At 69.7% G+C, this 19,912-nt stretch carries 20 protein-coding genes and 1 riboswitch; of the genes, 13 read left to right on the top strand and 7 right to left on the bottom strand.

Annotation, left to right across the window (positions count from 1 at the left end; all coding sequences use genetic code 11):
• Position 1 precedes the first annotated feature (1 nt).
• From DCE93_RS09995 to DCE93_RS10020, 6 genes are all read left to right on the top strand, one after another.
• Positions 2-760 (top strand): succinate dehydrogenase iron-sulfur subunit, encoded by a 759-nt coding sequence (locus tag DCE93_RS09995; RefSeq protein WP_108595760.1) that lies wholly within the window; start codon positions 2-4, stop codon positions 758-760.
• Between the two features lie 264 nt (positions 761-1,024).
• Positions 1,025-2,299, top strand: a complete 1,275-nt coding sequence (locus DCE93_RS10000; RefSeq protein WP_108595761.1) for a YihY/virulence factor BrkB family protein — start codon at positions 1,025-1,027, stop codon at positions 2,297-2,299.
• Positions 2,300-2,308: 9 nt separating this feature from the next.
• Complete coding sequence (locus tag DCE93_RS10005) at positions 2,309-3,148, top strand: exodeoxyribonuclease III (RefSeq protein WP_108595762.1); 840 nt, start codon at positions 2,309-2,311, stop codon at positions 3,146-3,148.
• Positions 3,149-3,180: 32 nt separating this feature from the next.
• Entirely contained in the window at positions 3,181-4,191 is a 1,011-nt protein-coding gene (trpS, locus tag DCE93_RS10010; protein ID WP_108595763.1) for a tryptophan--tRNA ligase, read from the top strand.
• Position 4,192: 1 nt separating this feature from the next.
• The gene (locus DCE93_RS10015) at positions 4,193-4,768 is read left to right on the top strand and encodes a GNAT family N-acetyltransferase (protein ID WP_108595764.1); all 576 of its coding nucleotides are present in this window, start codon (positions 4,193-4,195) and stop codon (positions 4,766-4,768) included.
• A complete protein-coding gene (locus DCE93_RS10020; RefSeq protein ID WP_235825112.1) occupies positions 4,765-5,535 on the top strand; it encodes an HAD family hydrolase in 771 nt (256 codons plus the stop codon). The genes DCE93_RS10015 and DCE93_RS10020 overlap by 4 nt, the downstream gene beginning before the upstream one ends.
• A 253-nt stretch (positions 5,536-5,788) precedes the next feature.
• Here DCE93_RS10020 and glpK read toward each other — a convergent pair whose 3' ends face one another.
• The 3 genes from glpK to DCE93_RS10035 form a co-directional block, all read right to left on the bottom strand.
• Positions 5,789-7,303 (bottom strand): glycerol kinase GlpK, encoded by a 1,515-nt coding sequence (gene glpK, locus DCE93_RS10025; RefSeq protein WP_108595765.1) that lies wholly within the window; start codon positions 7,301-7,303, stop codon positions 5,789-5,791.
• 57 nt (positions 7,304-7,360) lie between these two features.
• Positions 7,361-8,074, bottom strand: a complete 714-nt coding sequence (locus DCE93_RS10030) for an MIP/aquaporin family protein (RefSeq protein ID WP_235825195.1) — start codon at positions 8,072-8,074, stop codon at positions 7,361-7,363.
• Between the two features lie 180 nt (positions 8,075-8,254).
• Entirely contained in the window at positions 8,255-10,006 is a 1,752-nt protein-coding gene (locus DCE93_RS10035) for a glycerol-3-phosphate dehydrogenase/oxidase (protein ID WP_108595767.1), read from the bottom strand.
• Between the two features lie 119 nt (positions 10,007-10,125).
• Here DCE93_RS10035 and DCE93_RS10040 point away from each other — a divergent pair, with 119 nt between their 5' ends.
• The 5 genes from DCE93_RS10040 (at position 10,126) to ribH (ending at position 14,914) form a co-directional block, all read left to right on the top strand.
• Positions 10,126-11,133, top strand: a complete 1,008-nt coding sequence (locus tag DCE93_RS10040) for a sugar-binding transcriptional regulator (RefSeq protein ID WP_108596701.1) — start codon at positions 10,126-10,128, stop codon at positions 11,131-11,133.
• Positions 11,134-11,169: 36 nt separating this feature from the next.
• Positions 11,170-11,312, top strand: a riboswitch (FMN riboswitch).
• Positions 11,313-11,399: 87 nt separating this feature from the next.
• Positions 11,400-12,440, top strand: coding sequence for a bifunctional diaminohydroxyphosphoribosylaminopyrimidine deaminase/5-amino-6-(5-phosphoribosylamino)uracil reductase RibD (gene ribD / locus DCE93_RS10045; protein ID WP_108595768.1), 1,041 nt, complete (start codon positions 11,400-11,402; stop codon positions 12,438-12,440).
• 1 nt (position 12,441) lies between these two features.
• On the top strand, positions 12,442-13,143 hold the full coding sequence (locus DCE93_RS10050) for a riboflavin synthase (protein ID WP_108595769.1): 702 nt from the start codon (positions 12,442-12,444) through the stop codon (positions 13,141-13,143).
• The gene (gene ribA / locus DCE93_RS10055; RefSeq protein WP_108595770.1) at positions 13,140-14,444 is read left to right on the top strand and encodes a GTP cyclohydrolase II; all 1,305 of its coding nucleotides are present in this window, start codon (positions 13,140-13,142) and stop codon (positions 14,442-14,444) included. The genes DCE93_RS10050 and ribA overlap by 4 nt, the downstream gene beginning before the upstream one ends.
• Complete coding sequence (ribH, locus tag DCE93_RS10060) at positions 14,441-14,914, top strand: 6,7-dimethyl-8-ribityllumazine synthase (RefSeq protein WP_108595771.1); 474 nt, start codon at positions 14,441-14,443, stop codon at positions 14,912-14,914. The genes ribA and ribH overlap by 4 nt, the downstream gene beginning before the upstream one ends.
• 4 nt (positions 14,915-14,918) lie before the next feature.
• Here ribH and DCE93_RS10065 read toward each other — a convergent pair whose 3' ends face one another.
• On the bottom strand, positions 14,919-15,362 hold the full coding sequence (locus DCE93_RS10065) for a DUF2269 family protein (protein WP_108595772.1): 444 nt from the start codon (positions 15,360-15,362) through the stop codon (positions 14,919-14,921).
• Between the two features lie 258 nt (positions 15,363-15,620).
• On the opposite strand from DCE93_RS10065, the gene DCE93_RS10070 reads away from it, so the two are divergent.
• Both DCE93_RS10070 and DCE93_RS15005 read left to right on the top strand, forming a co-directional pair.
• Entirely contained in the window at positions 15,621-16,982 is a 1,362-nt protein-coding gene (locus DCE93_RS10070) for an MFS transporter (protein ID WP_108595773.1), read from the top strand.
• Positions 16,983-17,296: 314 nt separating this feature from the next.
• A complete protein-coding gene (locus DCE93_RS15005) occupies positions 17,297-17,596 on the top strand; it encodes a four-helix bundle copper-binding protein (protein ID WP_476723706.1) in 300 nt (99 codons plus the stop codon).
• An 87-nt stretch (positions 17,597-17,683) separates the two neighbouring features.
• On the opposite strand, the gene DCE93_RS10080 is transcribed toward DCE93_RS15005, so the two are convergent.
• From DCE93_RS10080 to DCE93_RS10090, 3 genes are all read right to left on the bottom strand, one after another.
• Complete coding sequence (locus DCE93_RS10080) at positions 17,684-18,037, bottom strand: hypothetical protein (RefSeq protein WP_108595775.1); 354 nt, start codon at positions 18,035-18,037, stop codon at positions 17,684-17,686.
• A gap of 119 nt (positions 18,038-18,156) precedes the next feature.
• On the bottom strand, positions 18,157-18,486 hold the full coding sequence (gene fdxA, locus DCE93_RS10085) for a ferredoxin (protein WP_108595776.1): 330 nt from the start codon (positions 18,484-18,486) through the stop codon (positions 18,157-18,159).
• Positions 18,483-19,898 (bottom strand): FAD-dependent oxidoreductase, encoded by a 1,416-nt coding sequence (locus DCE93_RS10090; RefSeq protein WP_108595777.1) that lies wholly within the window; start codon positions 19,896-19,898, stop codon positions 18,483-18,485. The genes fdxA and DCE93_RS10090 overlap by 4 nt, the downstream gene beginning before the upstream one ends.
• Between the last annotated feature and the right edge of the window lie 14 nt (positions 19,899-19,912).

Below are 19,912 nucleotides of genomic sequence, written 5' to 3' on the forward strand. Positions count from 1 at the left end.
CGTGAGCACTGCAACGCTCGAAGCCCAGTCGACGGATGCCGCGATCCAGTCGTTCACCGTCACGTTCCTGATCCGCCGCTTCGATCCCGACGTCGACACCGAGCCGCGCTGGCAGGACTTCGATGTCGAGATGTACGCGACCGACCGCGTGCTCGACGCCCTGCACAAGATCAAGTGGGAGCAGGACGGCTCGCTGACGTTCCGGCGGTCGTGCGCGCACGGCATCTGCGGGTCCGACGCCATGCGCATCAACGGCCGCAACCGCCTGGCGTGCAAGACGCTCATCAAGGACCTCGACATCTCGAAGCCCATCTACGTGGAGGCCATCAAGGGCCTGCCGCTCGAGAAGGACCTCATCGTCGACATGGAGCCGTTCTTCGCGAGCTACCGCGAGGTGCAGCCGTTCCTGGTGGCCAAGTCGGCAGCGCCGGCCGGCAAGGAGCGCGTCCAGTCCGTCGCCGAGCGTGCGATCTTCGACGACACGACCAAGTGCATCCTGTGCGCCGCGTGCACCTCGTCGTGCCCGGTGTTCTGGACCGATGGCCAGTACTTCGGCCCGGCGGCGATCGTGAACGCGCACCGCTTCATCTTCGATTCGCGTGACGACAACGCGCAGACCCGGCTCGACATCCTCAACGACAAAGAGGGCGTGTGGCGCTGCCGCACGACCTTCAACTGCACCGAGGCATGCCCTCGCGGCATCGAGGTGACGAAGGCGATCGCCGAGGTCAAGCAGGCCGTCATGCGCGGCAAGCCGTAGACGCGATCGCGACGACGAAGGGGCTGGTGCGAATGCACCGGCCCCTTCGCGTGTCTGCGGCGCCACACGATGCAGTGCAGCCGCGCGGCGCGCTGCTCGGGTGCGGGTGATGCGCCGGGGATCCGGCTCACGCAGGCTCTGCCGGTTCGTCGTTCAGGCGATGGGTCGATCGTGCCGCAGACGATCGCCCCGCCCCAGCGGGCGAGCCCTGAGCCGCGGTCAGTGCGCACACCGAGCGCGGGGGTCCGTCACTAGGCTTGACCCGTGAGCGAGCGCGGGGCGGGGCCCACAGGGCGACAAGACGAGGCATCCGTCGAGCACGCGGCCGCCGACCCGCTCGGCCTCGATGAGCACTCGCTCTCGGCGAAGGAGCGACTGGACGCATTCAGCCAGCCGATCCGCGATCGCTTCGAGGAGCCGATCAACAAGGTCAGCACGATCACGCAGAAGACCATGGCGCTCCTGCCGGTGCGGGTGTGGCGCCACTTCCTCTACCGCAACGGATTCATCCTCTCGTCGGGGCTGAGCTACCAGTCGCTGTTCGCGATCTTCGCCGCCGTCTACGTCGTCTTCGCGGTGGCCGGCATCTGGCTGACCGGAAACGACGAGACGCTCGATGCGTTCGTGGCCCTCCTCAACACCTACGCACCCGGACTGATCGGGCCGAACGGCGTCATCACGACGGAGGAGCTCACGGCGATCGCGTCCTCGAGCACGAGCCTGTTCGGCTGGACCGGCGCCTTCGCCCTCGCCGGACTGATCTGGACCGCGATCGGCTGGATCACCTATGCGCGCATCGCGGTGCGCAGCATCTTCGGACTCCCCAAGGACATGCGGGCGTACGTGCTGCTGAAGGCTCGTGACTTCCTGGTCGGCTTCGGGTTCGGCGCGATCCTGATGCTCGCGACGGTGCTCTCGGTCGCGACCACCTCGTTCCTCGGATGGGTGCTCGACATCATGGGCCTCTCGGCGGACTCCGGTTGGTCGGAGTTCTTCGTGCAGGCCGGAGCGATCATCGTCGTCTTCGTCATCGACACGCTCGCCCTCGCCGTCATGTTCCGATTCCTCTCGGGCGCGACGATGCCGTGGCGGCGCATGTGGGTCGGCTCGCTCCTCGGCTCGGCGGCCCTGTCGGTGCTCCAGCTGCTCGGAAGCACGCTCATCTCCGGGGCGAGCGACAATCCCCTGCTCGCCACCTTCGCCGTGTTCATCGGTCTCCTCCTCTGGTTCCGGCTCACGAGCATCGTGATCCTCGTGGCAGCGAGCTGGATCGCCGTGGAGGCATCCGACGCCCATGAGACACTGCTGCGCGTCTCGCCCGAGGAGCTCGAGGCCGAGCGGCGCAAACGCGAGCAGCAGGCGCTCGTGACCGCCGCCCGGGTGCGGGTGCGCGAGGCTCGCGCTGAGGTCGACCGCGCGAACTGGCTGGGCGGATTCGGCGCACGACGCCATCTCGCGAAGGCCGAGCAGGAGCTCGCCGACCTCGAAGCCTCGACCTCGGCGGTCGACGCGCGAAACGACGTCGGACGCCTCCCGTAAGATCGATCCATGCCCTCTGCGAAACCCCTTCGTCTCGCCAGCGTCAACGTCAACGGGGTGCGAGCCGCATTCCGCAAGGGCATGGGCGAATGGCTGGCCGGTCGCGACGTCGACATCCTCGCGATGCAGGAGGTTCGGGCCTCCACCGAAGACCTGCAGGGCCTCCTCGGCGAGGAATGGGACATCCTGCACGATCCCGCCACCGCCAAGGGGCGAGCGGGCGTCGCGATCGCGAGTCGCAACCGGGCGAGCATCCACCGCGTCGAGCTCGGCGCGACGGAATTCGACAGCGCCGGTCGCTGGCTCGAAGCCGACTACGAGGTCGGCGACCGCGTCGTCACCGTGGTTTCGGCGTACGTGCACTCCGGCGAGGCCGGCACTCCCAAGCAGGTCGAGAAGTTCAAGTTCCTCGACGCGATGGCCGAGCGGATGCCCCGGCTCGCCGAGCACTCCGAACTCGCCGTGATCGTGGGCGACCTGAACGTCGGTCACCGCACCCTCGACATCAGGAACTGGAAGGGCAACGTCAAGCGCGCCGGGTTCCTCCCCGAGGAACGCGCGTACTTCGACCGTTTCCTCGGCGCCGAGGGCGACGATGCCTACAACGCGGGCGCCGGGTTCGGCTGGGTCGACCTCGGGCGTCGCTTCGCCGGAGAGGTCGACGGCCCGTACACCTGGTGGTCGCAGCGCGGCAAGGCGTTCGACACCGACACGGGGTGGCGCATCGACTACCAGCTCGCAACCCCGGCGCTCGCCGAGACTGCGGTCTCGTACGCGATCGATCGGGCCGATGCCTGGGACGCACGATGGTCCGACCACGCTCCCGTGGTCGTCGACTACGCCATCTGACCTGCTCCACTCTCCTGAAGGATTCGCATTCAATGAACACCACCCGCCCCGTCGTCTTCTCCGGCATGCAACCGTCGAGCGACTCGCTGCACCTCGGCAACTACCTCGGCGCGCTCCTTAACTGGGTCGCCCTGCAAGACGACTACGACCCCGTCTACTGCGTCGTCGATCTGCACGCCATCACCGTGCAGCAAGATCCCGCCGCCCTGCGTGAGAACGTGCGCCGCACGGCCGCCCAGTACCTGGCGTCGGGCATCGACCTCGACCGGTCGACGCTCTTCGTGCAGTCGCACGTGCCCGAGCACACCCAGCTCGCCTGGGTGCTCGGCACGATGACGGGCTTCGGCGAGGCCGGCCGTATGACGCAGTTCAAAGACAAGTCGGCGAAGCAGGGCTCAGAGAACACCACGGTGGGCCTCTTCACCTACCCGGTGCTGATGGCCGCCGACATCCTGCTCTACGGCACCGAGCTCGTGCCGGTGGGCGACGACCAGCGCCAGCACCTCGAGCTCACACGCGACCTCGCCGGGCGCTTCAACTCGCGCTACGGCGAGACGCTCGTCGTGCCCGAGGCGCTCATTCCCAAGGAGTCGGCGCGCATCTACGACCTCCAGGAGCCCACCGCGAAGATGTCGAAGTCCGCGGCATCCGAAGCCGGGCTCGTCAAGCTCATGGACGATCCCGCACTGACCGCGAAGAAGTTCCGGAGCGCCGTGACCGACGCCGAGCGGGAGATCCGCCACGACCCGGCCACGAAGCCCGGCATCTCGAACCTGCTCGACATCTACGCGGCGATCAGCGGACTCTCCATCCCGGCTCTCGAGACGCAATACGCCGGGCGCGGGTACGGCGACCTGAAGAAGGACCTCGCCGACGTCGTCGTCGACCGCATCGCGCCCATTCGCGCGCGAACCCTCGAATTGCTCGACGACCCGGCAGAGCTCGACCGCCTGCTCGCGATCGGGGCCGACAAGGCGAGCGAGCGAGCCGAACGCATGCTCCGCACGGTGTACGACCGCGTGGGATTCGTGCGCCGGAGCTGAGATGCGGCCCGTCACGCTGCGCACCTCTCGTCTCGTGCTCGACTTGCCGGTCGAGCACGACATCGAGCTCGTGGCGCGCTACTGCCGAGACCCCGTGTTCCTGCGTTTTCTCACGACGCCATGGCCGTACACGATCGACCACGCCAGGGCATTCCTCACCGAGTACGTGCCCGAGGCGTGGGCGTCGGGCGATGAGCTGACGTGGGCGCTGCGCCGAAGCGAGCGTGAACCGATCCTCGGCGTCATCGGGGTGCGCCGCGGCAACGAGATCGGCTTCTGGCTCGGTGCCGACCACCGAGGCGCGGGTCTCATGGCCGAGGCGGTGAGCGCCGTCTGCGAGTGGGCGCTCGGCGGCGGCGTACCCGGCGCGGAGTGGGTGCTCTGGCGGGCGAACGAGGGCAACCTGGCCTCGGCTCACGTCGCACGCGCCGCGGGATTCCGGCGCACCACTCCGAGAATCGCCACGGTACCCGGACGCGACGGTCGTATCCTGCCGGCGTGGCACGCCGAGCGCCGAGCGGTGATCGACCCCGATGCACGCGCGAGCTGGGAGCCGATTCTCGGGAGCCCGAGTTGACCGGCCCCGGCTCCCCCGCTCCGACGCCGGTCGTGCTCTTCGACCTCGACGACACCCTCATGGCGCATCGCGAGGCGGTCGACGCCGGCATCGTGCTGCACATGCAGGAACGGGAATACGGCGGCGATCTCACCGGTTCGCCCACCCTCTGGCACGAGCTCGAAGAGGAGCACTACCACTCCTACCTCGCCGGGCGGCTGACGTTCGAGGGCCAGCGCCGTGCCCGTGCCCGAGACTTCGCCCTCGCGCACGGCGACGAGCTCGACGACCTCGCGGCCGGAGCCTGGTTCGACCGGTACTTCGAACGCTACCGCGAGTCGTGGGCACTGCATGACGACGCCCTGCCGGTGTTCGACGCGATCACCGCGATGGTTCCTCGAGTGCGGTTCGGCGTCATCACGAACGGCGAGCTCGATTTCCAGTCGGCGAAACTCGAGCGGCTCGGCATTCGCGAACGCTTCGACCACGTCATCGCCTCGGGCGACGTCGGCGTCACGAAGCCCGACGCCGAGATCTTCCGCATCGCACTCGAGCGCTTCGCCGCTGATGCACCGGTCGGGCACGCGGCCTACATCGGCGACCGCCTGGCCACCGATGCCATGGGCGCGGCCGACGCCGGCCTCATCGGCGTGTGGCTGAACCGGCATGGGGCCGAGGCTGCGGCGAGGGAGGCCGTGGGGTCGGCGGATGCCGCGGCATCCGCCGTTCTCGAGATCGGCTCCCTGACCGAGTTGCCAGCACTGCTCGCCCCGCGCCTCGGCGGCTGAGCTCCGCACCGCAGCGCCGAACCGCACTGCCGAACCGCCCGCCGCACCGCGCCGGGCCGCAGCGCAGCGACGAACCGCACCCGCCGCCCGGCCGTGCGATGCACCGCCCGGGTACGAGAACGGGTCGGGTGCACCCCCATGCACCCGACCCGTCCTTCCACCGTACCTGCGGCACGGCCGACCGACCTGCTCACCCGTCACCGCACGAGGTCACGTTCCCCCAGGGTTCACCCGACGGTCACGGAGAGCGATGTCAGACGACGTCTGCGTCGACCCAGTCGAGGGTCTTCGAGACGGCCTTCTTCCAGTTGCGGTCGAGTCGTGCGCGCTCGGCTTCGTCCATCGACGGAGTCCAGCGCTTGTCCTCCTGCCAGTTGGCGCGGAGTTCGTCGAGGCTCGACCAGAAGCCGACCGCGAGGCCGGCCGCGTAGGCGGCGCCGAGCGCGGTCGTCTCGGCCACGACCGGGCGCACCACGGGCACCCCCAGGATGTCGGCCTGGAACTGGAGCAGGGTGTCGTTCGCCGTCGCGCCGCCGTCGACGCGGAGCTCGGTGAGGTCCACCCCGGCGTCGGCGTTCACGGCTTCGATGACGTCGCGGGTCTGGAACGCGATGGCCTCGAGTGCTGCGCGGGCGATGTGGCCCTTGTTCACGAAGCGGGTGAGGCCGACGAGCGCGCCACGGGCATCGGGGCGCCAGTACGGCGCGAACAGGCCCGAGAACGCCGGCACGAAGTACGCACCGCCGTTGTCGTCGACCGACTTCGCGAGCGTCTCGATGTCGGCGGCCGAGGAGATGAGTCCCACGTTGTCGCGCAGCCACTGGATGAGGGAACCCGTCACCGCGATCGATCCCTCGAGCGCGTAGTGCACCGGCTGCTCGCCGAGCTTGTAGCCGACGGTCGTGAGCAGGCCGTTCTTGGAGTGGACGATCTCCTCACCGGTGTTGAAGATGAGGAAGTTGCCGGTGCCGTAGGTGTTCTTCGCCTCGCCCGTCTCGAACGCCGCCTGACCGAACGTCGCCGCCTGCTGGTCGCCGAGGATGCCCGAGATGGGGGTCTCCCGCAGCAGCGAGTGCTCGTTCGCGATGCCGTAGACCTCGGAGGAGCTCTTGATCTCGGGCAGCATCGAGCGCGGCACGCCGAACGCGGCGAGGATCTCGTCGTCCCACGCCAGGGTCTCGAGGTCCATGAACATGGTGCGCGACGCATTCGTGACATCGGTCGCGTGCACGCCCCCGTGGACGCCGCCGGTCAGGTTCCAGAGCACCCACGTGTCGGTCGTGCCGAACAGCAGGTCGCCGGCCTCGGCCTTCTCCCGGGCACCGGGCACGTTCTCGAGGATCCACACGATCTTCGTGCCCGAGAAGTACGTCGCGAGCGGCAGGCCGACCTGCTGCTTGAACCGCTCGACGCCGCCGTCGGCCGCGAGCCGGTCGACGATCGGCTGGGTGCGGGTGTCCTGCCACACGATCGCGTTGTACACCGGTTCGCCGGTGTTCTTGTCCCACACCACCGCGGTCTCGCGCTGGTTCGTGATGCCCACCGCCGCGATGTCGTGCCGGGTGAGGTTCGCCTTGCCGAGGGCCTGGCCGATCACCTCGCCCGTGTTGCGCCAGATCTCGGCGGGGTCGTGCTCGACCCAGCCCGCCTTGGGGAAGATCTGCTCGTGCTCGAGCTGCCCGGTCGAAACGATCGATCCGGCCTTGTCGAAGACGATGGCGCGCGACGAGGTCGTGCCCTGGTCGATCGCGAGAATGTAGTCGGCCATCTGAGAACTCCGTTGCTGTCAGTGAAGCGGATTGAATGAGAAGCGGATGCCGCGGGCTCAGCCGAGGAGCGGGAGCAGCGGGATCGCGGCCCAACCGGCCACGACGCCGCCGAGCAGCGGGCCGACCACGGGCACCCACGAGTACGACCAGTCGCTGCCGCCCTTGCCCTTGATCGGCAGGATCGCGTGCGCGATGCGGGGTCCGAGGTCACGTGCGGGGTTGATCGCGTAGCCGGTCGGGCCGCCGAGCGACGCGCCGATGCCGATCACGAGCAGTGCGACGGGAAGCGCGCCGAGCGCGGCGAGCCCGCCGTCGCCCTGGCGACCGCCGCCGAAGCCGATCACGACGAAGACCAGCACGAAGGTCGCGATGAACTCGGTCACGAGGTTCCAGCCGTACGAGCGGATCGCCGGGCCGGTCGAGAACACGCCGAGCTTGTTTCCCGCGTCGGGCTCGGCATCGAAGTGCTGCTTGTACGCGAGCCAGCAGGCGATGGCACCGAGGAACGCGCCGATCATCTGAGCGGCGATGTACGTGAGCACCGACACCAGGTTCACGGGGACGCCTGCGCCGAACTCCGTCGCACCGTTGGCGACGAGGCCGACCGTGACGGCGGGGTTGAGCTGGGCGCCCGAGGCGTACGACACGATGACACCGGCGAAGACACCGAGGCCCCAGCCGAAGTTGATCATGAGCGTGCCGCCGCCGAAGCCCTTCGTCTTGGCGAGGATGACGTTCGCGACGACGCCGCAGCCGAGCAGCACGAGCATCGCCGTGCCGACGAGCTCCGAGAGGAAGACGATTCCGAGATTGTCCACATTGACCTTCTTTCCATGGGTGTGGTGCCAGTCGTCCGGGCGACCGTCGTCCGGCAGGCTCCGTCGAAGCTACCGGGGGTTGGGCCCCGGAACGCGCGGATTCCGGTGCACATCCGTGCAGATTGGAGAAGGTCAGACGAGGGTTGCGGATGCCTCGAGCTCGACACCGTGGCGTGCGGCGAGCAGCTCGCGGGTGGCGGCGACCTCGGTCGCGCGCCGTTCGGCATCCCAGCCGAGCTCGGCACCGGCGATCTCGGCGAGCTCGTCGAGCAGCGGTGCCGTGATGGCGCCGGTGAAGGCGATGCTCGTGCGCCGCAGGACCACGTCGGCGAGGTGCACGACCCGTTCGCCCCCGACCAGCCACGCGATCTCACGGCGGCTGTAGCCGACGTGGTGCTCGAGCGGCTCGTCTCGCGCGCCCTCGATCGAGGCGATGAACGCCTCGGCGCGGGTGCCGTAGCGCTCGAGGAGCTCCTCGGCGCGAGCGCGACCGACCTCGTCGCCGTGGGAGACGGTCCAGATGCGACGCGCGTCGTCGGTCGTCGGGTAGCCCGCCCCGCCGCCGATCGCGACGCCGGCCGTCGAGCGCGTGCGCTCTCGGCCGAGCAGTTCGAGCACCTCGTTCGAGAGGTGCTCGGCGAGCGCGCGGAACGTGGTCCACTTGCCGCCGACGAGGCTCAGCAGGGTGGTGCCGGGCAGCTCGGGCAGATCCGCTCGCTCGATGCGGTAATCGCGGGAGACGAAGCCCGGCGCCTCGTCGTCGTGGCGCGGCAGGGGGCGCACGCCCGAGAAGCGGTAGACGATCTGCGATCGGTCGACGGGCACGGCTGGGAAAACGTGCGCGATGAGGTCGAAGAAGTAGTCGACCTCGGCCTCGGTGCAGACCGCGGGCTCGCGCATGTCGTGCTCGAGGTCGGTCGTGCCGACCATGACCTTGCCCTTGAGCGGGTAGATGAGCACGATCCGGCCGTCTTCATGCTCGAAGAAGATCTCGCGCCCGCCGGTCGCGGCGAGCAGCTCGTCGTTGTCGAGCACGATGTGCGAACCCTTGGTGCCGCCCATGAAGGCGGTCGGGCGGCCGAGCTCCTCGTTCGTGAGGTCGGTCCACGGGCCGGAGGTGTTCACGACGACGTCGGCGGCCACCTCGAATTCGGCACCCGTCAGGGTGTCGCGCAGCCGCACCCCGTGCTCACCCATGCCCACGGCCTCCAGGTAGTTCGCGGCACGGGCATGCCCGCCCGCCGCGAGGCCGTCGAAGAGCACGTCGAGTGCGAGCCGCTCGGGGTCGTGCATGCTCGCGTCGTAGTACGTCGCGGTGTACTTTATGTCGTGGTTGAGGGCAGGCAGCTCGGCGAGCGAGCGCTTGCGGCCGTGGAAGCGGTGCCGCGGCACCGAGCCGCCGTCCCGCGAGAACGAGTCGTAGATCACGAGGCCCGTCTTGATGAGCGCGGCGCCGCGCTCGGTGGGCTTGCCCGACTTGTGGGTGAGGAAGCGCAGCGGCGCCGAGAGGATGCCCGAGAACGTCGAGAAGATCGGCACGGTCGTCTCGAGCGGCTTCACGTAGTGGGGCGCGATGCGGATGAGCGCGTTGCGCTCGGTCACCGACTCCTTCACGAGCCGGAACTCGCCGTTCTCCAGGTAGCGGATGCCGCCGTGGATCATGTGCGACGAGGCGGCGGATGCCCCGGAGACGAAGTCGCCGCGATCGACGAGCACGACGTCGACGCCCTGCAGGGCGAGGTCGCGGAACGTCGCGATGCCGTTGATGCCGGCGCCGATCACGAGCACGGAGGCCGTGGGCCGGGTGCGGATCGCCGCGACATCCGCTCGCTCGCCGCTCGAGTGGGGGCGGGGCTGGTTCGGGTTGGTCTGCTGCGGAGACATCGCTGTCCTCTCGGTGTGGAGCGGCGGCGTGCGTCGGGCATGCCGGGGTGATGAATACATCGTGGACACGGCCGAACGAACTTGCAAGCTGAGTGAACAAACGTGCAAGAATGATCGGGATGATCGAGCAGCACGCAACCACCGCCGCCGACGGCACCGAATCGGTGCCGGGCAAGACCCGCGACGCCCTTCGCGCAGCGCACCTCTACTACATGCAGGACCTCACGATGGATGCCATCGCGCACGAATTGCACACGTCGCGATCCTCGGTGTCGCGCCTGCTCAGCCATGCCCGCGCGAGCGGCCTCGTCGAGATCTCCATCCACTCGCCCCTCGACCTGCCGAGCCGGATCGAGCAGGAGATCCTCGAGCGCTTCGAGGTCGGCGCGCACGTCATCCCCGTGCCCGATCATGCGAGCGACGTCGATCGACTCGATCGCGTCGCCCTCTCGGCTGCACGAATTCTCGGCCGCTTCGTCGACTCGAACCAGACCATCGGCATCGCCTGGGGCTCGACGATGAGCGCGATGAGCCGCCACCTCGTGCCGAAGGCCATCCACAACTCCGAGGTCGTGCAGCTGAACGGCGCCGGCAACGGCCGCACGACGGGCATCGTCTACGCGAGCGAGCTGCTGCGCCGCTTCGGCGACGCGTTCGGGGCGCGCGTGCAGCAGTTCCCCGTTCCCGCCTTCTTCGACGAACCCGAGACCCGCCGCGCGTTCTGGCGCGAGCGCAGCACGCGGCGCCTCCTCGACCTGCAGGAGCGCATGGACGTCGCGCTCTTCGGCGTCGGTTCGCCGTTCGCGGAGGTGCCGAGCCACGTCTACCAGGGCGGGTACCTCGAGCGGGCCGACTACGAGGCGCTCTCCCGCGACGGCGCCGTCGGCGACGTCGCGACCGTGTTCTACCGCGCCGACGGTTCCACCGACGGCATCGCGCTGAACGAACGTGCGACCGGGCCCGACTTCTCGGTGCTGCGGCGCGCGCCCCGCCGAGTCTGCGTCGTCTCGGGTCGCGCCAAGCTCGCGAGCCTCCGCGGCGCCCTCGCGGCCGGACTCATCACCGACCTGATCGTCGACGAGGGGACCGCCCGCGCCCTCGTCGAGTCCCCGGGTGACGGGGAATAACCGGGCGTCACCGGCGTTGACCTAGAATCGACACAGAACGTGCTCCGGGGTCGGTGTAATTCCGAACCGGCGGTGACAGTCCGCGAACTGCGAGCGCGAGGTCGAGAGGCCCCGCACCCGTGGTCGAACCGGTGGAACTCCGGTACCGACGGTGAAAGTCCGGATGGGAGGCGCACGTGTCGGCGGCGCTGTGCGACGTCGACCCGAGCAGTCGACGACACGGTCGACGGCACCCAGCACCCCGGAGCCTTGAGACAGGATCACGGATGAGTGCGGGTGAACACACGGCGGCGGATGTCGCGGCGATGCGCCGTGCGCTCGAGCTCGCCCTGCGGGGTCCTGCACGCGGGGTGAATCCGCGGGTCGGCTGCGTCATCCTCTCCCCCGACGGCGAAGTCATCGCCGAGGGCTGGCACCGCGGAGCCGGCACGGCGCACGCCGAGGTCGACGCCCTCGCCAAGCTCGACTCCGGCGCGGCGCGCGGAGCGACGGCCGTCGTCACGCTCGAGCCCTGCAACCACACCGGGCACACCGGCCCGTGCGCCGTCGCGCTCATCGACGCCGGCATCGGCCGGGTCGTCTACGCCGTCGCCGACCCCGGCGACCACTCCGCCGGCGGCGCCGACCGCCTGCGCTCGGCCGGCGTCGACGTCACCGCGGGCGTGCTCGACGACGAGGTCGAGGCGATGCTCGACGACTGGCTCTTCGCCGCCCGGCACCGTCGACCGCGCGTCACGGTGAAATGGGCGTCGAGCCTCGACGGCCGCGCCGCTGCCGCCGATGGCACGAGCCAGTGGATCACCGGCCCCGAGGCCCGCGCCGACGTGCACCGTCGGCGCTCCGCCGCCGACGCGATCGCGGTCGGCACCGGCACCGTTCTCGCCGACGACCCCTCGCTCACCGCACGGGCCCCCGGCGGCCAGTTCTTCGATGCGCAGCCCGTGCCAGTCGTCTTCGGGCGGCGCGCGGTGCCGTCGGATGCCGCGGTCACCCGCCACCCGCAGGCGCCCCTGTTCTTCGAGGGCGCCGAGCTGCACGCCGACCTCGCCGAGCTCGCCCGCCGCGGCATCCGCTCGCTCTTCATCGAGGGCGGCCCGACCCTCGCGAGCGCCTTCATCGCGGCCGGACTCGTCGACGAGCTGCTCGTCTATGTCGCCCCCACCCTCATCGGCGGCCCGCGCCTCGCCCTCGGCGAGCTCGGGGTCACCACGATCGACGCGGCGCTCCGCTTCGACTTCGCCGTCATCGAACGGCTCGGCGACAACCTCCTGCTCGTCGCCAGACCCACGCCCACGGAAGGGAACTGACATGTTCACCGGAATCATCGAGGAGCTCGGCACGATCACGCGCATCGAGCGCTCGGGCGACGCGGCACGGCTCACGGTGCGCGGCCCGCTCGCCGTCGAGGGTGTCGAGCACGGCGACTCGATCGCCGTCTCGGGCGTGTGCCTCACCGTCGTCGACTTCGACGCCGAGGGCTTCACCGCCGACGTCATGGCGCAGACCCTCGCGATGTCCACGCTCGACGAGGCCCGCGAAGGCCTCGCCGTGAACCTCGAACGCGCGGCCCGCGTCGGCGACCGCATCGGCGGCCACATCGTGCAGGGGCACATCGACGGCACCGCCGAGGTGCTCGAGATCAGGCCCGGTGACGCGTGGCGGGTCATCCGCTTCTCGCTCGACCCGGCGCACGCGCCGCTCGTCGTCGACAAGGGCTCGATCGCCGTCGACGGCGTCTCGCTCACGGTCAGCGCCGTGGGCGACGAGCCCGGCGGCTCGTGGTTCGAGGTCTCGCTCATTCCCGAGACGCTCACCGCCACGACGCTCGGTGCGCGAGTGGTCGGCGACCGGGTGAACATGGAGACCGACATCCTCGCCCGGCAGGTCGAGCGGATGCTGCGCTTCGACACGCGCCGGCGCGACGAACCCGCGGGCCACGGCTCGTCGGTGATCGGGTTCCAGGCGGCCCCGCTCGCGGCGCCGCAGCCGAGCGCCGGAGGTGCCGCATGAGCCTCGCCACCATTCCCGAAGTGCTCGACGCGCTCCGCGCCGGCAAGCCCGTGATCGTCGCCGACGACGAGGCTCGCGAGAACGAGGGCGACGCGATCATGGCGGCCGAGTTCGCGACGCAGGAGTGGATCGCCTGGATGGTGCGCCACACGAGCGGATACCTCTGCGCTCCGATGCCCAACGATCTCGCCGACCGGCTCGCGCTGCCGCTCATGACCGAGCGCAGCGAAGACGTGCGCGGCACCGCGTACACGATCACCGTCGATGCCGCCGACCGCTCCTCCACCGGCATCTCGGCCTCCGACCGGGCGCACACGCTGCGCGTGCTCGCCGATCCCGCAGCGACGCCCGATCGGCTGATCCGCCCTGGGCACGTCATCCCGCTGCGCGCGGTCGACGGGGGCGTGCGCGAACGCCCCGGCCACACCGAGGCGGCCGTCGACCTCTTGCGGCTCGCCGGCCTCTCCCCCGTCGGCGTCATCGGCGAGATCATCGCCGACGACGGCGAGATGATGCGCCTGCCGGGCCTCATCGACCTCGGCGACCGCGAGGGCCTGCCGGTGACGACCGTCGCCGCGCTCGTCGACTGGCTCGAGCATCACCACGCGGGCCACGACCTCGCCGCGACGCCCCCGTCGGCGTCCGTACCGGAATCCTCCTCCGTCGACTTCGAGGTCGAGACCGCGTTGCCGACCGAGCACGGCGAGTTCCGGGTGCGCGCCTACCGCGATCGCGCCACCGGCGCCGACCACGTCGCGATCATCGCCGGCGACCCGGCCGCGACCGCCGCGGGCGCGATCGTCCGGGTGCACTCGGAGTGCCTCACGGGCGAGGCGTTCGGATCGCTGAAGTGCGAGTGCGGGCCGCAGCTCGATGCGGCCCTCGAGGCGATCCAGCAGGACGGCGGGGTCGTCGTCTACCTGCGCGGCCACGAGGGGCGCGGCATCGGCCTCATCAACAAGCTCCGGGCGTATCGGCTGCAGGAGGACGGGCTCGACACCCTCGACGCGAATCTCGCGCTGGGCCTGCCGATCGATGCGCGCGACTACAGCGCCGCCACCGCGATCCTCACCGACCTCGGCATCGGCCGGGTGCGCCTGCTCACCAACAACCCCGAGAAGGTGCGACAGCTCGAGGCGCACGGCATCACCGTCACCGAGCGCCTGCCGCTCGTCGTCGGCGTCGGCATCGGCAATGCCGGGTACCTCGACACGAAGCGGCACCGCATGGGACACACGATCGACGACCGGCAACTGACCGACGGCGCAGCCGAAACCCTTCTGGAAGGACACCCATCATGAGTGGAGCAGGATCCCCCGAACTCGACGTCGACGGTCGCGGGCTCACGGTCGTCATCGTCGCGGGCAGCTGGCACGACGAGATCACGAACGGCCTGATCGCGGGTGCGACCCGCACGCTCGAGGCATCCGGCGCCGACTTCTCGCTCGTGCGCGTGCCCGGCAGCTTCGAACTGCCCGTCGTGGCGAAGGCGGCGCTCGAGCAGGGCGCCGACGCGGTCGTCGCGCTCGGCGTGATCATCCGCGGCGGAACACCGCACTTCGAGTACGTCTCCGCAGCGGCGACCGACGGGCTCACGCGGGTCGCGCTCGACACCGGCAAGCCCGTCGGCTTCGGCCTGCTGACCCTCGACGACGAGCAGCAGGGTCTCGACCGTGCAGGGCTCGCCGGCTCGAAGGAGGACAAGGGGCGTGAGGCGGCCGAAGCCGCCATCGCGACCGTGCGCGCCCTGCGCGAGCTGGGCCGGGGCTAGGGCCCTACGGCTTCCACACCATCAGCACGACGACGACGACGAGGAGCAGCGACGCGATGCCGCTGCCGGCCGCGATCGCGGGGTAGCCCGCCTTCGACGCCTCGGCGCCGTCGCTCGCGCCGAGCGCTTCTGCGGCCTTCTTCATCGACGGCACGACGACGAAGAGCGTCAGGGCGAAGGCGACGATGTAGAGGATGATCGACCAGAGGATCCACGGCGTCGTGAACGAGAGACCGTACTTCTCATCGGCCATGCCCATGACGCCGAAGCCGAGCAGGAAGACGATGAGCGAGAGCCACGAGAAGATCGTGGTCGACTTCGCGAGCACGGCCACCTGCGCACCGTTGCCGGCGCGCACCGCTCGCATCGCGGTCATCGGGAGGATCGCCATCGGACCGACGATGAAGACGGCGCCGACGACGTGCAGAATGCTGAACAGGGTATCCATGGGCTCAGCATAACGAGGGGCGGATGCCGCGACATCCGTCGCTCGGCGCATCTCCTTCGATGCGCCCGGCAAGAACCGGCGCGTCGGCAGGGCACGGGCGGCGCGATGCTCCTCGTGTATTGGGGATTCCGCGACGAATGAGGCATAGGCTAGTGCGGTTGCCACAAGCGACGATTCCCTTCCACCGACTCCGCTCCGCGTCAGACCGATGCAACCGGAGGCCGGCACCCGAATACGCCTACGGAGTCCTCGCAAGCGATGTCCACATCCACCGCAGCCACTGCCGCACCCGCAACCCCGGCGAATCCGCGCAGCCGAGTCGTTCTCGCGAGCCTCATCGGCACGACGATCGAGTTCTACGACTTCTACGTCTACGCGACCGCCGCGGTGCTCGTCTTCCCGCACCTCTTCTTCCCCACTGGCGACCCCACGACCGCCCTGCTCTCGTCGTTCGCCGTCTTCGGCGCGGCGATGGTCGCCCGCCCGCTCGGCGCCGTGATCTTCGGCCACCTCGGCGACAAGCACGGCCGTAAGGCCACGCTCGTGGGAGCCCTGCTCACGATGGGCATCGCGACCTTCCTCATCGGACTCCTGCCGACCTACGCACTCGTCGGCTGGCTCGCTCCGCTCCTGCTCGTGATCCTCCGCATCGCCCAGGGCTTCGCCCTCGGCGGCGAGTGGTCGGGCGCCGCACTCGTGGCGACCGAGAACGCGCCGAAGGGCAAGCGCGCCTGGTACGGCACCTTCCCGCAGCTCGGGGCGCCCATCGGCTTCATCATCGCGAACGGCCTCTTCCTCGTCATAGCGGCAGTGCTGCCGTCGGACGACCCCTCGATGCCGTCGCAGGCCTTCCTCGACTGGGGCTGGCGCATCCCCTTCCTATTCTCGGTCGTGATGGTCATCGTCGGCCTCTGGGTGCGACTGCGCCTCGTCGAGTCGACCGCATTCTCGAAGGCGTCCAAGGAGGGCAAGCTCAAGAAGCTCCCGCTCGGCGAGGTGTTCAAGCACCACTGGAAGCAGCTCATCCTCGGCACCTTCTTCATGCTCGCGACCTACGCGCTCTTCTACCTGATGACGACCTTCTCGCTCTCCTACGGTCGCGCGCCCGTCGAGGCCGCAGAGGGCGCACTGCCCGGTCTCGGCTACTCGTACACCACCTTCGCGCTGATGCTCATCGGCGGCGTCGTGTTCTTCGGTGTCTTCACGCTCGTCTCCGGCCCATTGGCCGACCGATGGGGCCGCCGCAAGACGCTCATCTGGGTCACCCTCGGCATCATCGCGTTCGGCCTCGTCTGGGTTCCGCTGCTCGGCGCCGGATTCTGGGGCGTCATGCTCTGGCTCGTCGTGGGCTTCTCGCTCATGGGACTGACCTTCGGCCCGATGGGCGCGCTCCTGCCCGAGCTCTTCCCGACGAACGTGCGGTACACGGGTTCCGGCATCTCGTACAACGTGTCGTCCATCCTCGGTGCCGCCGTCGCCCCGTTCATCGCGGTCGCGCTCTGGCAGTCGGGCGGGGGCAGCCCGTTCTGGGTCGGCATCTACCTGTCGGTCATGGCGGTGCTCACGCTCATCGCCCTGCTCCTCTCGAAGGAGACGAAGGACATCGACATCGACGCCTGAGCCCGGCGACGACGGCGGGGCGGATGCTGCGGCATCCGCCCCGCCGTCGTTCCCGGCCCCGTTCACGCGATCGTGCACGACCCTCTTCTCGGCTCCCGTCGCCGGGCGTACCATGGCAGCGAACAGGGCCGCCGAGTCATCCGCCGGCATCGTCGACGCCCGGCCGCCCAGGATGGCGGGGAATGCAGATGAACATGACGATGGACATGATGAAGGGCGCCATGTCGTCGTCGGAGATGCCGATGCAGGGCATGGATCCGGCGATGATGCAGGAGTGTCTCGAGGCCCTCTCCGCGTGCATGCAGGCGTGCGTGATGTGCGCCGATGCCGACGCGAGCGAGGGCATGGGCCGGTGCGCGGGTCTCTGCGCGAACTGCGCCGACATGTGCTCGACCATGATGCGCATGATGCTGCGCATGCACGGCTGGGACATGCAGGTCATGATGTCGATGATGCAGTCCACGACGATGATGGCTCGCGCCTGCTCGACCGAGTGCATGATGCACGCCGACATGAGCGAGCACTGCCGCATGTGCGCGATGGCGTGCGATCAGGCCGTGATGGCGCTCGAGAAGATGATGGGCTCGATGAGCGAGGCGATGCCGATGGCATGACGATCGATCGGCCCTACCGCGGTAGCCGACTCGGATGCCGCGGTACCCGACTCGGATGCCGGTGACCCGATTCGCCAGGCGACGGCGTCAGGCGGCGGCGACGCTGAAGTGTCGCGCACCGAGCGCGAGCACGCCGTAGACGGCGTGCACGGCGACCGGGTCGCCGGCGGCGAGTCCGCCGCCGAACGCGTCGTGGTGCCAGACCCGGCGAACCGAGTCGCTCGAGAACTCGGCGAGCGTGGCGAACCCGTCTGGGCTCACCTCGACGACGACCGCATCGACCCACTTGCTCGCCGTCGTCGCGACGAGTCGCGTCTGCATCGTGTGCAGCCGGTGACCCGGTCGTTCACTGCGGCAGTCTGCCGCAGTGTCGCAGCCGCGCATGCCCATGACCGCGCCGGCGTGCGGCTCGGTGCTGGTGTGCGGCTCGCGTTGCGACATGAGGGCTCCTCGGTGTTCGATGCGGCCACGTTACGCGTCGAGCGCTCGGATGTCGCATCCAGCCGTCACACGCGGAAACAGTCACCCCGCGTACGGCCCCGCTGCACGAACGCTGCGACTCAGGCGTGCCCCTCGGCCTGCGGCGGCAGGGCCGCCACGAGCGGGTGGTCGAAATCGAGGGTGCCCGTCTTCGCTGCGCCGCCCGGCGAGCCGAGCTCGTCGAAGAACTCGACGTTGGCCTTGTAGTAGTCGGCCCACACGTCGGGCAGGTCGTCTTCGTAGTAGATGGCCTCGACCGGGCAGACCGGTTCGCAGGCCCCGCAGTCGACGCACTCGTCGGGGTGGATGTAGAGCGAGCGCTCACCCTCGTAGATGCAGTCGACCGGGCACTCGTCGATGCAGGCACGGTCTTTGACGTCGACGCAGGGCAGCGCGATGACGTACGTCACGACGCCACCAGGGCGCCGGCACCCGAGATTTCCACCTGCTCCTCGCGCGGCACGACCTTCACGCGCTCGCGCACGACGTCGCCCTCCCACGCCTCGCCGAGCGCGCGTTCGTGGGCGTCGAGCTCGAGCCATCCGGCCCAGGTCGTGTAGCGGATGCCGCGCGCCTCGAGCAGCTCGAACACCTCGTCGCCGTCGGGCCCCGCCGCGACGACCGGTTCGGGCAGCACGCCCGCCGCGGCATCCGCGAGCAGGTTCGTGATGGTCTCGAGGGCGTCGCCCTTGGTGTGTCCGATGAGCCCGACGGGACCGCGCTTGATCCACCCCGTGGCGTAGACGCCGTCAATGGGCGTGCCCGCGGCATCGGTCACCCGGCCGCCGTCGTTCGGGATCACGGCCGCTCGCTCGTCGAACGGCACGCCGGCAACCGGCGAGCTCGCATAGCCGACGGCACGGTAGACCGCCTGCACGGCGACGTCGACGAACTCGCCAGTGCCCTCGACCGAGCCGTCGCCGACGGGGCGCGTGCGCTCGAAGCGCACGCCCTCGACCCGCGAGGTGCCGAGCACCTCGACCGGTGCGTGCAGGAAGTGCAGGTGCAGTCGGCGCGACGCCGTGGGCTGCCAGTCGGCGGGCTTGCGCCAGCCGTTCAGGGTGCGGGTCATGACCTTGACCTGGTTGTTGGAGGCGAGCAGCTGGTCGGCATGCGGGTCGCCGGCCGCGCGCTCGAAGTCGTCGTCGTACACGATCACGTCGACGTCGGGCACGTCGCCGAGCTCGCGCAGCTCGATGGGGGTGAACTTCACGTGAGTGGGGCCGCGGCGGCCGAAGACGTGCACGTCGGTCACGGGCGACGCCTCCAGCCCGGCGACGACGTTGGCCGGGACATCCGTCGACAGCAGGTCCTTCGGATGCTTCGCGAGCACCCGCGCGACGTCGAGGGCCACGTTGCCGTTGCCGATCACGGCGATCTCACGAGCCTCGAGCGGCCACTCGCGCGGCACGTCGGGGTGCCCGTCGTACCAGGCGACGACGTCGGCGGCGCCGTAGGAGCCGGGCAGGTCGATGCCGGGGATGTCGAGCGGGGCGTCCTTCAGGGCGCCGGTGGCGAAGACCACGGCGTCGTAGCGCTCGCGCAGCTCGTCGACGCTGACATCGCGGCCGACCTCGACGTTGCCGATGAGCCGGATCGTGCCAGCGTCGAGCATCTCGTGCAGCGAGTTCACGATGCCCTTGATGCGCGGGTGGTCGGGCGCGACGCCGTAGCGGATGAGCCCGTAGGGCGCGGGGAGCGACTCGAACAGGTCGATCGCGACCTCACCGCCGGCGGCGGTCACCTGGCGGTGCAGGATGTTCCCGGCATAGATGCCGGCGGGGCCGGCGCCGACGATCGCGACGCGGAGGGGACGGGTCATGCTGCGGGCCTTTC

The organism is Agromyces badenianii (genome assembly GCF_003070885.1).
Taxonomy (GTDB): Bacteria; Actinomycetota; Actinomycetes; order Actinomycetales; family Microbacteriaceae; genus Agromyces; species Agromyces badenianii.